14 protein-coding genes are annotated in these 12,029 nt (G+C 72.1%); 7 read left to right on the forward strand and 7 right to left on the reverse strand.

Going from position 1 to position 12,029, the window contains the following annotated elements:
* Positions 1-5: 5 nt before the first annotated feature.
* From ACGFZQ_RS20885 to ACGFZQ_RS20895, 3 genes are all read left to right on the forward strand, one after another.
* Entirely contained in the window at positions 6-1,670 is a 1,665-nt protein-coding gene (locus tag ACGFZQ_RS20885) for a class I adenylate-forming enzyme family protein (protein WP_393841583.1), read from the forward strand.
* A gap of 29 nt (positions 1,671-1,699) precedes the next feature.
* Positions 1,700-2,293: a TetR/AcrR family transcriptional regulator gene (locus ACGFZQ_RS20890; protein WP_351739947.1), complete on the forward strand. Its 594-nt coding sequence runs from the start codon at positions 1,700-1,702 to the stop codon at positions 2,291-2,293.
* A 62-nt stretch (positions 2,294-2,355) separates the two neighbouring features.
* Positions 2,356-3,069 (forward strand): methyltransferase domain-containing protein, encoded by a 714-nt coding sequence (locus ACGFZQ_RS20895; protein ID WP_393841584.1) that lies wholly within the window; start codon positions 2,356-2,358, stop codon positions 3,067-3,069.
* A gap of 63 nt (positions 3,070-3,132) precedes the next feature.
* On the opposite strand, the gene ACGFZQ_RS20900 is transcribed toward ACGFZQ_RS20895, so the two are convergent.
* The 3 genes from ACGFZQ_RS20900 to ACGFZQ_RS20910 form a co-directional block, all read right to left on the reverse strand.
* Positions 3,133-4,347 (reverse strand): acyl-CoA dehydrogenase family protein, encoded by a 1,215-nt coding sequence (locus tag ACGFZQ_RS20900; RefSeq protein ID WP_393841585.1) that lies wholly within the window; start codon positions 4,345-4,347, stop codon positions 3,133-3,135.
* A gap of 6 nt (positions 4,348-4,353) precedes the next feature.
* A complete protein-coding gene (locus tag ACGFZQ_RS20905) occupies positions 4,354-5,376 on the reverse strand; it encodes a phosphotransferase family protein (protein ID WP_393841586.1) in 1,023 nt (340 codons plus the stop codon).
* Positions 5,377-5,545: 169 nt separating this feature from the next.
* Complete coding sequence (locus ACGFZQ_RS20910) at positions 5,546-5,842, reverse strand: hypothetical protein (RefSeq protein WP_382533767.1); 297 nt, start codon at positions 5,840-5,842, stop codon at positions 5,546-5,548.
* 129 nt (positions 5,843-5,971) lie between these two features.
* Here ACGFZQ_RS20910 and ACGFZQ_RS20915 point away from each other — a divergent pair, with 129 nt between their 5' ends.
* The gene (locus ACGFZQ_RS20915) at positions 5,972-6,916 is read left to right on the forward strand and encodes an NADP-dependent oxidoreductase (RefSeq protein WP_393841587.1); all 945 of its coding nucleotides are present in this window, start codon (positions 5,972-5,974) and stop codon (positions 6,914-6,916) included.
* Positions 6,917-6,956: 40 nt separating this feature from the next.
* Here ACGFZQ_RS20915 and ACGFZQ_RS20920 read toward each other — a convergent pair whose 3' ends face one another.
* The 4 genes from ACGFZQ_RS20920 to ACGFZQ_RS20935 all read right to left on the reverse strand — a co-directional run bounded on the left by ACGFZQ_RS20920 (position 6,957) and on the right by ACGFZQ_RS20935 (position 9,216).
* Positions 6,957-7,271: a DUF202 domain-containing protein gene (locus ACGFZQ_RS20920; protein ID WP_351739934.1), complete on the reverse strand. Its 315-nt coding sequence runs from the start codon at positions 7,269-7,271 to the stop codon at positions 6,957-6,959.
* Positions 7,268-7,660, reverse strand: coding sequence for a YidH family protein (locus ACGFZQ_RS20925; protein ID WP_382533774.1), 393 nt, complete (start codon positions 7,658-7,660; stop codon positions 7,268-7,270). Before ACGFZQ_RS20925 ends, ACGFZQ_RS20920 begins: the two co-directional genes overlap by 4 nt.
* A gap of 119 nt (positions 7,661-7,779) precedes the next feature.
* Positions 7,780-8,289, reverse strand: coding sequence for an NUDIX hydrolase (locus ACGFZQ_RS20930; protein ID WP_393841588.1), 510 nt, complete (start codon positions 8,287-8,289; stop codon positions 7,780-7,782).
* Between the two features lie 33 nt (positions 8,290-8,322).
* Positions 8,323-9,216 (reverse strand): DMT family transporter, encoded by an 894-nt coding sequence (locus tag ACGFZQ_RS20935; RefSeq protein WP_351739927.1) that lies wholly within the window; start codon positions 9,214-9,216, stop codon positions 8,323-8,325.
* Positions 9,217-9,608: 392 nt separating this feature from the next.
* Between ACGFZQ_RS20935 and ACGFZQ_RS20940 the strand changes: the two genes are divergently transcribed.
* The 3 genes from ACGFZQ_RS20940 to ACGFZQ_RS20950 all read left to right on the forward strand — a co-directional run bounded on the left by ACGFZQ_RS20940 (position 9,609) and on the right by ACGFZQ_RS20950 (position 11,982).
* Positions 9,609-10,577 (forward strand): hypothetical protein, encoded by a 969-nt coding sequence (locus ACGFZQ_RS20940; RefSeq protein WP_393841589.1) that lies wholly within the window; start codon positions 9,609-9,611, stop codon positions 10,575-10,577.
* A 75-nt stretch (positions 10,578-10,652) separates the two neighbouring features.
* Positions 10,653-11,375, forward strand: a complete 723-nt coding sequence (locus ACGFZQ_RS20945; protein ID WP_393841590.1) for a molybdopterin-dependent oxidoreductase — start codon at positions 10,653-10,655, stop codon at positions 11,373-11,375.
* Positions 11,359-11,982: a cytochrome b/b6 domain-containing protein gene (locus ACGFZQ_RS20950; RefSeq protein ID WP_393841591.1), complete on the forward strand. Its 624-nt coding sequence runs from the start codon at positions 11,359-11,361 to the stop codon at positions 11,980-11,982. The genes ACGFZQ_RS20945 and ACGFZQ_RS20950 overlap by 17 nt, the downstream gene beginning before the upstream one ends.
* Positions 11,983-12,029 lie beyond the last annotated feature (47 nt).

The raw sequence follows: 12,029 nt of genomic DNA on the forward strand, positions 1-12,029 counted from the left end.
AGTCGGTGACCGAGTCCGTTTACGCCGCCCGGCCCTGGGTGGCGCTGCTCAACGACGCCCAGCGCGGGCCGGTCGATCCGCCCGCCTCGCTGGTGCACGCCCTGCGGGCCGCCGTGGCCGAGGCGCCCGACCGCACCTGCCTCGCCTACTTCGACGCCCGGCTCAGCTTCCGCGAGGTCGACGAGCTGAGCGACTCGGTCGCCGCCCATCTCGCCGAGCGCGGCCTGGAGCGCGGCGACCGGGTCGCCGTGATCCTGCAGAACTCGCCGCACTTCGTGCTCGCGCTGCTCGGCGCCTGGAAGGCGGGCGCGACCGTCGTGCCGGTCAACCCGATGTACAAGTCGGGGGAGGTCTCCCACGTCCTGCGGGACGGCGAGGTGACCGCGCTGGTCTGCTCGCAGCGGGCCTGGGAGTCGTATCTGCGCGACACGGCCGCCGACTCGCCGGTGCGGATCGTGCTCACCGCGAGCGAACTGGACTTCCAGACGCGCGACGACGCGCGCGTGCTGACCTTCGAGCGGCTGCCGCAGGCCGCCGACGCCGAGGACCTGGTGGCCGTCGCCCGCCGCGGGGGCAAGGCTCCCGAGGGGCGCGACCCGGTACCGTCCGACATCGCGCTGATCAGCTACACCTCGGGGACGAGCGGCGCTCCCAAGGGCGCCACCAACCTGCACAGCAACATCATGTACAACGCGGAACGGCAGCGGACCGGGCTGGCGCTGCCCGAGGCGCCGGTCTACTACGCCCTCGCGCCCCTCTTCCACATCACCGGCATGGTCTGTCAGCTCTGCGCCTGCCTCACCAGTGTGGGCACGCTCGTGCTGACGTACCGCTTCGAGCCGAGCCTGGTCCTGGAGGCGTTCACCGAGCACCGCCCGCAGTACACCGTGGGCCCCTCCACCGCCTTCATGGCCCTGGCCGCCCACCCGGACGTCACCCCGGAGCACTTCGCCTCCTTCGTCAACATCTCGTCCGGTGGCGCACCGCTGCCGCCGGCCCTGGTGGAGAAGTTCCGGGCGGGCTACGGGCCCTACATCAGGAACGGCTACGGCCTGACCGAGTGCACCGCGCCGTGCGCCTCCGTGCCGCCGAGCCTCGAAGCGCCGGTGGACCCCGTCTCCGGGACCCTCGCCGTCGGGGTGCCCGGCCCCGACACGGTCGTGCGCATCGTCGACGACGAGGGCAACGAGGTGCCCTTCGGCGAGCAGGGCGAGATCACCGTACGCGGGCCGCAGGTGGTGCCCGGGTACTGGCGGCGGCCCGAGGCCACCGCCGAGACCTTCCCGGACGGCGAACTGCGCACCGGCGACATCGGCTTCATGGACCCGCAGGGCTGGCTGTACGTCGTCGACCGCAAGAAGGACATGATCAACGCGTCCGGCTTCAAGGTCTGGCCGCGCGAGGTCGAGGACGTGCTGTACACCCACCCGGCGGTGCGTGAGGCGGCCGTCGTCGGGGTGCCCGACGGGTACCGCGGGGAGACCGTCAAGGCCTACATCAGTCTTCGCCCGGGTAGTGCAACCGATCCGGACGATCTCGCCCTCTATTGCAAGGAGAGACTGGCCGCTTACAAATATCCGCGTCAGGTGGAGATCCTGCCCGACCTGCCGAAGACGGCAAGTGGGAAGATCCTCCGACGGGAACTTCGTTCCCGGCCGCAACAGAGTTAGCGGACATACGAGAAAGGCAGGTGGCGGCAGTGCCCAGGACGACGGACGGAGACGGGGCTCCTGTTCCGCAGCGGCTTCTTGCCGCCGCCACCCGGCTCTTCGCGGAGCAGGGGTATGACCGCACCTCCGTGCAGGAGATCGTGGAGGCGGCCGGCGTCACGAAGGGGGCCCTGTACCACTACTTCGGCTCCAAGGACGACCTGCTGCACGAGGTGTACGCGCGCGTGCTGCGCGTTCAGCAGGAACGGCTCGACGCCTTCGCGAACGCGGACGAGCCGATCGAGAAGCGGCTGCGGGGCGCGGCCGCCGACGTCGTCGTGACCACGATCGAGAACCTCGACGACGCGTCGATCTTCTTCCGGTCCATGCACCACCTGAGCCCGGAGAAGAACAAGCAGGTGCGCGCCGAGCGCCGGCGCTACCACGAACGCTTCCGCGCGCTCGTCGAGGAGGGCCAGCGCGAGGGCGTCTTCTCCACCGCGACCCCGGCCGACCTCGTCGTCGACTACCACTTCGGCTCGGTGCACCACTTGTCGACCTGGTACCGCCCCGACGGCCCCATGGCCCCCCAGGAGGTCGCCGACCACCTGGCCGACCTGCTGCTGCGAGCACTGCGCCCCTGAGCTCTCCCGCCGTTGCTCCTCCTGGTGGCGGCGCACGGACACGGGCGCATAGTCTCGCCCGCATGGCAGATGCGTTTGCGGGCGTCCGACTGCTCGGCCCGCCGGTGACCGACGGCGAGTACATCGCGCTGAGTGAGCACGAGACGGTGCACCTGCACGAGTACACGCGGATCTACGCCGTGCCCGGCCTCTACGAGCATGTCGTCCAGGACCGGCTCCGGTGCAGGTCGCCGCAGGTCGCGGCGGAGGGTTTCCTGCGCGCGGCGGCGAGCCTCGGGCTGGAGCCGGGATCGATGACGGTGCTCGACGTCGGCGCCGGCACCGGACTGGTCGGCGAACTCGTGCGGCACGGAGGCGTGGCCCGGGTCGTCGGGGTCGACGCGCTGCCGGCGGCACGCGAGGCGAGTCTGCGCGACCGGCCGGGGGTCTACGCCGACTACGTGGTCGGCGACTTCCAGCGCGGCGACGGACTCCGCGCGGCACTACGCCCGTATGCGTTCGGCGGGTTGGTGTCAGCCGGTGCGTTCGGCGGCACGCACGCCACACCGCGGGCGCTCGAGAACGCGCTCGCGATCCTGCCGCCCGGGGCGCCCGTGGCCTTCACGATCGACGAGCGGTGGATGGACGCATCGGACCCGGACGGGTTCGGCGCCGCCGTCGAGCGGCTGACCGCCGACGGAGGTCTTGCACTGCTGGAACGAACCCGGTTCCAGCACCGGGTGACGACGACCGGCGAGCCGATCTTCTACCAGCTCCTGGTGGGCCGGACGGCCTGAGGTGGACGGCGAGAGGCCGGTGCGGGCATGAGGAGGCCCGCACCGGCCCTGACGGCCCGTCGCCTACAGGTACTTCTTCAGCTCCCGGCGGGCCAGCGAGCGCTGGTGCACCTCGTCCGGGCCGTCGGCGATCATCAGCGTCCGGGCCCCGGCGTACAGGTCGGCCAGCGGGAAGTCCTGGCTGACACCGCCCGCGCCGTGCAGCTGGATCGCGCGGTCGATGATGCCGACGACCGCGCGCGGGGTGGCGATCTTGATGGACTGGATCTCGGTGTGGGCGCCCCGGTTGCCGACGGTGTCCATCAGCCAGGCCGTCTTCAGGACCAGCAGCCGCAGCTGTTCGACGGTCACCCGGGCGTCCGCGATCCAGTTGTGGACCACGCCCTGCTGCGCCAGCGCCTTCCCGAAGGCCGTCCGGGACACGGCCCGCCGGCACATCAGCTCGATCGCCCGCTCGGCCATGCCGATCAACCGCATGCAGTGGTGGATCCGGCCGGGGCCGAGCCGGGCCTGGGCGATGGCGAAGCCGCCGCCCTCCTCGCCGACCAGGTTCGACACCGGCACGCGCGCGTGGTCGAAGACCACCTCCGCGTGGCCGCCGTGCGAGTGGTCCTCGTAGCCGAAGACCTGCATCGCCCGCTTCACGGTGACGCCCGGGGTGTCGCGCGGGACCAGGACCATGGACTGCTGGCGCCGGATGTCGGCGCCGTCCGGGTCGGTCTTGCCCATCACGATGAAGATCTTGCAGTCCGGGTTCATCGCCCCGGAGATGTACCACTTGCGGCCGGTGACGAGGTAGTCGTCGCCGTCCCGCTCGATGTGCGTGGTGATGTTGGTGGCGTCGGAGGAGGCCACCTCCGGCTCGGTCATGGCGAACGCGGAGCGGATCTCACCGGCCAGCAGCGGCTCCAGCCACTGCTTGCGCTGCGCCTCGTCGGCGAACTGGGCCAGCACCTCCATGTTGCCGGTGTCCGGTGCCGCGCAGTTCAGCGCGGTGGGCGCCAGGTGCGGGGAACGGCCCGTGATCTCGGCGAGCGGCGCGTACTGGAGGTTGGTGAGCCCCGCGCCGTACTCGGCGTCGGGGAGGAAGAGGTTCCACAGGCCCTGCCTGCGCGCCTCCGCCTTCAGTTCCCCGACCACGGCCGGGGTGTCCCACGGCGAGGCGAGCGCGGCGCGCTGCTCCTCGGCGACCGCCTCGGCCGGGTAGACGTACTCGTCCATGAAGGCGAGCAGCTTGGCGCGCAGTTCCTCGGTGCGCGCGTCGAACGCGAAGTCCATGGCCGGTCAGCCTTCCTGAAGAGTGGTCAGTCCGTGGTCGATGAAGACGGGGACGAGTTCGCCGATGCGGTCGAAGCCCTGTCCGAGCGTCTGGCCCTGCGTGTACCGGTAGTGGATGCCCTCCAGGATCACGGCGAGCTTGAACCAGGCGAACGCCGTGTACCAGGAGATGTGCGTGACGTCCCGCCCCGAGCGGGCCGCGTAGCGCTCGACCAGCTCGCGCGGGTCCGGGTGGCCGGGTGCCTCGGCGGTCGTCGACACCGGCGAGTCGGGCGCGCCCAGCGGCTGGCTGTACATCACCAGCAGGCCCAGGTCGGTCAGCGGGTCGCCGAGCGTGGACATCTCCCAGTCGAGGATCGCCTTGATCTGGTCGTCGTCGCCGATCAGGACGTTGTCGAGCCGGTAGTCGCCGTGGATCACGGTGGGCGCGGGGGAGTCGGGCAGCCGGCGGCCCAGGGTGGCGTGCAGCTCGTCGATGCCGGCCAGCTCACGGTTGCGGGAGGCGTCCAGCTGCTTGCCCCAGCGGCGCAGCTGCCGGTCCAGGAAGCCCTCGGGGCGCCCGAAGTCGGCGAGGCCGACCTGCTCCGGGTCCACGGAGTGCAGCTCGACGAGCGTGTCGACGAGGGACAGCACGGCGTTCCGGGTGCGCTCGGGGCCGAGCGGCACGAGCTGGCCGGAGGTGCGGTAGGGGGTGCCCGCCACGAACTCCATCACGTAGAACGGCGCGCCGAGGACCTCCTCGTCCTCGCACAGCAGCACCGGCCGGGGGACCGGCACCTCGGTCGGGTACAGCGCGCTGATCACCCGGTGCTCGCGCTTCATGTCGTGCGCGGTGGCCAGGACGTGGCCCAGCGGCGGCCGTCGTACGACCCACTTCGAGGCGCCGTCGGAGACCGCGTAGGTGAGGTTCGACCGTCCGCCCTCGATCAGCCTTCCGGTCAGTGGACCGGTCACCAGGCCGGGGCGCTCGCGGTCGAGCAGCCCGCGCAGCCGGTCGAGATCCAGTCCGGGCGGGTGGTCGGGGCTCATGCATCGCTCCTACGAACGAGTGAACAGGACCCGACTCATGATGCCGACCAGTCGGTATGTCGTCCAGTCGGTGAGCCAAACGTGACCGGGACCACCCTGGGACCCGGCCTGAGAGTGACGGCTCCTCGCGCGCGCAGAGCGAGGAGCCGTCGTCCGGGGCGGGACCGACTCAGTGGTCGTCCCAGTGGCCGTTGTGCTCGGCGTGCCGGTGGCCGTCGTGCAGATAGTCGATGTGGTCGCCGTGCAGCACGCCGGTGTGGCCGCAGCCGTCGCCGTGCCGGTGGTCGTGGGCCTCGTGGGTGACGTGCCTGTCGGGCTCGCACTCGTCCCAGTGGCCGCCGTGCTCGCGGTGCAGATGCCCGTTGTGCGCGTAGTCGACGTGGTCGCCGTGCGGCACCTGGTCGTGCCCGCAGCCCGGTCCGTGGCTGTGGCCGTGTGCGGTGTGTTCCTGATGAAGGGTGGTCATGGTGTGTCGCCTTCAGCGGTACGGGGTTCAGGAAGGTGGCGTGCTGCCGACGGACAGGCTGCCACGCGAACGGCACATATGCGGGCATCCCGGTTGCGTGGCGTCCGAGTACACCGGAGGGTCGTTCGTATGAAGGGCATCAGCTACAGCCGGTACGGCGGACCCGATGTGCTGGAGTACGGCGAGGTCAAGGACCCGAAGGTCGGCCCCGACTCGGTGCTGGTGAAGGTCCGGGCGGCGGCCGTCAACCCGGTCGACTGGCAGGGCCGAGAGGGCCATCTGCACGGCATCATGGACGCCGTCTTCCCGGTGATCCCCGGCTGGGACGTGTCGGGGGTCGTCGTCCAGCCGGGCCCGGCCGTCACCGAGTTCGCGGTCGGCGACGAGGTGATCGGCTACGTCCGCGAGGACTTCCTCTCCCGGGGCACCTTCGCCGAGTACGTCGCCGCCCCGGTGCGCACCCTCGCCCGCAAGCCGCGCAACCTCTCCTTCGAGGAGGCCGCGGGGCTGCCGCTGGCCGGCCTCACCGCCTACCAGGTGCTGGTCCACGCCCTGGAGGTCAAGCGCGGCGAGACGGTCCTGGTGCACGCCGCCGCCGGCGGGGTCGGCTCCCTCGCGGTCCAGATCGCGGCCCACCTCGGCGCCCGGGTCATCGGTACGGCGAGCGAACGCAACCACGACTTCGTACGGGGCCTCGGCGGCGAGCCGGTGGCCTACGGCCGGGGCCTGAGCGAACGTGTCCGGGGACTGGCCCCGGAGGGCGTGGCCGCAGTCTTCGACACCGTCGGCGGGGAGGCCCTGACCGTCTCGGCGAATCTGCTCGCCCCCGAGGGCCGGATGGCCTCGATCGCCGACCCGGACGTCGTCGACTTCGGCGGCCGCTACTGCTGGGCGCGCCCCGACGCAGGGGACCTGACACGGCTCGCCGCGCTCGCGGAACAGGGCGCGGTGACCGTCCATGTCACCGAGACGTTTCCGCTGAAGCGGGCGGCCGACGCACACCGGCGCAGCGAGGAGGGGCGCACTCGGGGCAAGCTGGTGGTCACAGTGGAGTGGCCGGAGGAGGAGGGCTAGGCCTGGGCTAGGCCTCCAGGCCTTCGGTGCGCCCGGGGGCCTATACGACCAGTGCGGCGGCGCACAGGGCGACGGCGACCGTGCACAGCACCGCGGCGGTCGCCTGCCGCGGGGCCAGCGCCGCGGGGCGGCCGGTGGCCGCCAGGGCGCGGATACGGCGGTTGGCGACCAGGAGGAAGCCCAGCCACAGGACGCTGCAGGCCGCGCAGGCGAGCACGCCGCCGGCCGAGGCGCTGCCGTGCAGGGCGGTCTTCGCCGCGAGCACGGCGGCGACGGTCGCCGACAGGGTCGTACGACGCCAGGCCAGCCGGGTCCGCTCCGGCTGGAGCCCCGGGTCACGGGCCGGCGCCGTCATCCTTCCCACCCGACGAGCACCACGACGACCATCGCGACGGCGACCACCGCGACGACCACGCCGAGCAGGGCCGGGAACCGGGAGACCGGCAGGTCCTCGCCGCGCCGCATCGCCCGCTCGCAGCGCATCCAGTGGTTCACGGCCCGCAGTGAGCACAGCACGCCGGCGGCGAGGAGCGCGAGCGCGAGACCGACCCGCCAGGCGAAGCGGAGGTCGGGCAGGAACTGGTCCACGGCGAAGCCGCCGCCGATCAGGGCGAGGGCGGTGCGCAGCCAGGCCAGGAAGGTCCGCTCGTTGGCGAGGGAGAAACGGTAGTCGGGGGTGGTTCCCTCTTCGCGCACCGCTTCGGGGGCGAACCACAAACGGACGTTCCGCGCGAATTCGATCACGTGCAGGGAGCCTACCGGGACGGGGCCGCGGTCGTTCGGCTGCGGCTGCGTGGGGGTTGCTCGCGCAGTTCCCCGCGCCCCTTACGGGGCCCGTCGCCGGTAAGCGTCCCCGCCCTACCTCAGCCCCGCCACTCCCGCAGCCTCTCCCAGGCCGCCAGTCCGTCCGGGACCCACTCCCACTCCCCGAGTCGGGAGGCCAGTTCCTCCTCCGTCAGGAAGTCGTGCCAGGCCACCTCCTCCACCTGCGGCCGTACCGGCAGCTCGCAGCGGACCTCGTACACGGCCGACCACCAGCTGTGCCCGGCGCCGTCGTCGTACCGGAACTTGAAGAGGTACGCCGGGCGGGGCAGCCCGGACACGCCCAGCTCCTCCTCCGCCTCCCGCAGCGCCGCGTCGTCGTAGGACTCGCCCGCGCCGACCACGCCCCCGACGAACATGTCGTACAGGGAGGGGAAGACCAGCTTGGTCGCGGTGCGGCGGTGGACGAAGACGCGGTCGGCGGCGTCGCGGGCCAGGACGAAGGCGCAGCGGTGGCGCAGCCCCCGGGCGTACGCCTCACCGCGGGGCGCCTGTCCGATCACATGGTCGTGCTCGTCGACGATGTCGAGGATTTCGTCAGCAGGCTTCATGCCGCCATCCAAGCAGGCCGGCGGCCCGGGACGTCAGCGCGGCTGGAGGTCCAGCGAGGGCTCCTTCGGCGCCGGACCGCGCGGCATCGCGGGGTGCAGTCCGAGCAGCACGATGCCCGCCACGATCGCCGCGAGCCCCGCCGCCTCCCAGGCCAGCGCCCCGGTGTCGGTGCGCAGCCGGTCCCCGAGGAAGCCGACGCCGCACAGGATCCCGGCGAGCGGCTGGGCCGCGGTGAGCGCGGGCAGCGAGTTGCGCAGCTCCGCCGTCTCGAACGCGCTCTGGACGAGGATCAGCCCGGTGACCCCGAGGACCAGCACGCCGTACGGCTGCCAGCCGGTCAGGACCTCCATGATGCCGCCCTCGGAGAATCGGGTGCTGGTGACCCGGGTCAGCGCGTCCTGTACGCCGTACAGCAGGCCGGCGGCGAGGGCGAGCAGGGTCGGTCCCGCGCTGAGCCGGGACCGTTTGGCGTAGGTCGTGAGCAGCAGGGCTATGCCGACCGTCACGCCGATGATCAGCCAGTGGCGCGCGGGGTTGGTGACGGCGTCGCCGCCGCGTGGCTGGCCCGCCAGGATGAACGTGGTGACCCCGCCCGCGAGCAGGACGAGGCCCGCCCAGCCCTGGTGGCTCAGGGGATGCTTGGTCTGGTGCCGGGAGAGCGCGAGGGCGAAGAGGAGGTTCGTCGCCAGCAGCGGTTCGACGAGGGAGATCTCGCCCTTGCCGAGGGCGATCGCGCCGAGGACCATGCCGGCCACCATCAGGCCGATCCCGCCGAGCCAGCGCGGCACCCTCATCAGGTCGAGCAGCAGCCGGAACGAGAGGAAGTCGCTGAGCGGGGCCTTCTGGGCGACGTTCTGCTGGAGCACGAACCCGAAGCCGAGGCAACAGGCCGCACTCACGGCGAGAACCAGAACCAGAACGGACACGCTGCGTACCTCGATCATGCGGCCGGGCTACGGGGTGCGTAGTGGCCGACTGTAGCGCTCGCGGATGTGTGTTGCCCCGGGAGTACCCGGAACCGGGCGGTTGACTCGGTCACGATGCCCGAGCCGAACGCGGCGGGTGGATCAGGGCGGCGGCGGGACCGGTACGGCCATGGTCCGATGCCCGGGCGGCCCGCGCCATGGCGTACGCCACACCCGGAACCCGGAGCCCCACGGCCACGGTACGCCGAACGGACCCCGGTGCGCGTCAAGTTCCGCTGTGTTCAAGGTAGTTGAACGGGGTACCAGCCCCGTTCAGCTTGACGCAAAGTCTTGGCTGGGGGTTTGCTGTGCGTGATCGGCCGATGGCAGCCCGACAACCAGGAAGTTCCGCGGTGCCCCCAACCCCGCCCCTCTTAGGCCCAGGCCGGGCCGTCGCCGAAGGTCTCCGCGCGGCAGCGCACCCCGGGTGCGAACACTGTCCCGACGACGCCTTCGACGACGCCGAACTCATCTCCGCGCGAGCCGCGTTGGCCCAGGGCCGCTGGCAGTCCGCCCGCTCCCTGCTGCTCCACACGGGTGACGACTGGGACCGCCGGGGCCACCGGGCCACCGTCCTCGCCGGCGAGCCCTACGCCATCGCCTGGGCCCGCGAGTGGCTGCTCGCCGAGCCCGGCTCCGCGGGCGCCGCCACCTTCTACGCCCTGACCCTGGTCCGGCGTGCCCTGCGCGGCAAGGAACCCCCCGACCGGGCCCGCGAGGCCTGCACCGCCGCCACCGCGCTCGCCCCCGCCGACCCCACCCCGTGGCTGGGCCTCCTCCTGCTGGCCCGCCACCTCGGCACCGCCGACGAGACGCGGCGCATGTTCGACGAGGTGCGCGGCCGTCATCCCGAGCACCACCACGCCCACCACCTGATGGCCGCCCGCATCGCGGAGGCCGAGGCCGAGGGGACGTACGAACTGTGCGCCTTCGCGGAACGCTCGGCCGCCGACGCCCCGGCCGACTCCCCGCTGGCCGTGCTCCCCGTCGTCGCCTACACCGAGCGGCACCGGGTGCTGGCCGCCACCGGCCGGGCGCCCGCCGATCCGGCCGCGGCCGGCCACTGGGCCGAGCCGTCCGCCCGGCGCGCCCTGAGCGCGGCCTTCGACTGGTGGCTGGAGTGGGGGATCGAGGAGCACCCGCGCCGTCATGTCGACCTCAACCACCTCGCCCACGCCACCTCCGGCGCCGGCCGGTACGCGGAGGCCGCGGCCCTGTTCCAGCGCATCGGCCGCCACGCCACCCGGGCCCCCTGGTCCTACCCGGACCGCGACCCCTGCGAGACGTTCCGGGCGGCCCGGGAGCGCGCGCTCGGCGGTTGATGAAAAGAGGTTGTGGATTTCTTACGGCGGCCGGATTCCTGGCCGGGCCCGCCCCGAGGGTGTTCGAATGAGTGCGTGAACTCTGAACGATCCGAGGAGGGCCGGCCGGTCGGCCGCCGGGTGTTCCTCGGCACCATCGGCCTGGGTGCCCTAGGTGTCGTGACCGCGCCGGTGCTGCAACGCGTCACCGAGTCGGTCCTCGGCACCTTCTCCGGCAAGGACCCGACAGGCCTGACCGGCCTGCTCCCGAACGGCGGCGGCTTCCGCTACTACTCGGTGACCGGATCGGTGCCGAACAGGACCGCCGCGGACTACCAGCTGAAGATCGACGGCCTGGTCGACAAGCCGCGCACCTACAGCCTGGCCGACCTGCGCGCACTGCCGCAGACCCGGCTGGTCAAGGACGTCCAGTGCGTGACCGGCTGGCGGGTGCCGGACACCCCGTTCGAGGGGGTCCGCCTCTCGCACCTGCTGGACCTGGCGGGAGTGGGCGGCAGCGCGAAGGCGATCCGCTTCACCTGCTTCGACGGCGCGTACAGCGAGAGCCTCACCCTCGACCAGGCGCGACGGCCGGACATCCTGGTCGCGCTGCGCATGCAGGACAAGGCCATCGGCCACGACCACGGAGGCCCGGTCCGCCTCTATGTCGCCCCCATGTACTTCTACAAATCGGCCAAGTGGCTCTCCGGCATCACGGTGACCGACGAGGTGCAGCCGGGATACTGGGAGCACCTCGGCTATGACGTCGACGCCTGGGTCGGCCGTTCGAACGGACGCGACGATGAGCCTACGAGCTGAGGCACCGGCCGCCACGGACCGGCTGCACCGCTTCACCCCCGCCGAGCGCTGGATCCACCGCACGACGGCGGCGCTGATGGGCATCTGTGTCCTGACGGCCGCCTGCCTCTACATCCCGCAGCTGGCGATCCTGGTCGGGCGCCGCGAACTGGTCGTCCGCGTCCACGAGTGCGCGGGCCTGGCCCTGCCCGTCCCGGTCCTGCTCGGCCTCGCCTCCCGCGCCTTCCGCCGGGACCTCGGCTTCCTGAACCGCTTCGGCGCCCACGACAGGCTCTGGCTGCGGGCCGCCCTGAGCCGCGACAAGCGCCCGTCCTCCCGCCCGGCGGGCAAGTTCAACGCCGGCCAGAAGATCTACGCGAACTGGATCGCCGGTGCCACCCTGGTCATGCTCGCCACCGGCCTGCTGATGTGGTTCACCCACCTCACCCCGCTGATGTGGCGTACCTCGGCCACCTTCGTCCACGACTGGCTGGCCCTGACGATCGGCGTCGTCCTGGCCGGCCACATCGGCATGGCCATGGCCGACCCGGAGGCGAGGCAGGGGCTGCGGACCGGGAAGGTGAGCAGGGAGTGGGCCAAGCGCGAGCATCCGCTGTGGCGGCCGTAGCCCTCGGGACCCACTCCCACTCCGCAGAACCGCACCCTCGGCCTCCG

The sequence above is a fragment of the Streptomyces sp. NPDC048254 genome (genome assembly GCF_043201895.1).
GTDB lineage: Bacteria > Actinomycetota > Actinomycetes > Streptomycetales > Streptomycetaceae > Streptomyces.

Bases quoted from the DNA above. Each gene is read 5' to 3' on its own strand.
- ACGFZQ_RS20895 (WP_393841584.1), top strand. From the start codon at position 2,356: ATGGCAGATGCGTTTGCGGGCGTCCGACTGCTCGGCCCGCCGGTGACC.
- ACGFZQ_RS20900 (WP_393841585.1), bottom strand. From the start codon at position 4,347: ATGGACTTCGCGTTCGACGCGCGCACCGAGGAACTGCGCGCCAAGCTG.
- ACGFZQ_RS20905 (WP_393841586.1), bottom strand. From the start codon at position 5,376: ATGAGCCCCGACCACCCGCCCGGACTGGATCTCGACCGGCTGCGCGGG.
- ACGFZQ_RS20910 (WP_382533767.1), bottom strand. From the start codon at position 5,842: ATGACCACCCTTCATCAGGAACACACCGCACACGGCCACAGCCACGGA.
- ACGFZQ_RS20915 (WP_393841587.1), top strand. From the start codon at position 5,972: ATGAAGGGCATCAGCTACAGCCGGTACGGCGGACCCGATGTGCTGGAG.
- ACGFZQ_RS20920 (WP_351739934.1), bottom strand. From the start codon at position 7,271: ATGACGGCGCCGGCCCGTGACCCGGGGCTCCAGCCGGAGCGGACCCGG.
- ACGFZQ_RS20930 (WP_393841588.1), bottom strand. From the start codon at position 8,289: ATGAAGCCTGCTGACGAAATCCTCGACATCGTCGACGAGCACGACCAT.
- ACGFZQ_RS20950 (WP_393841591.1), top strand. From the start codon at position 11,359: ATGAGCCTACGAGCTGAGGCACCGGCCGCCACGGACCGGCTGCACCGC.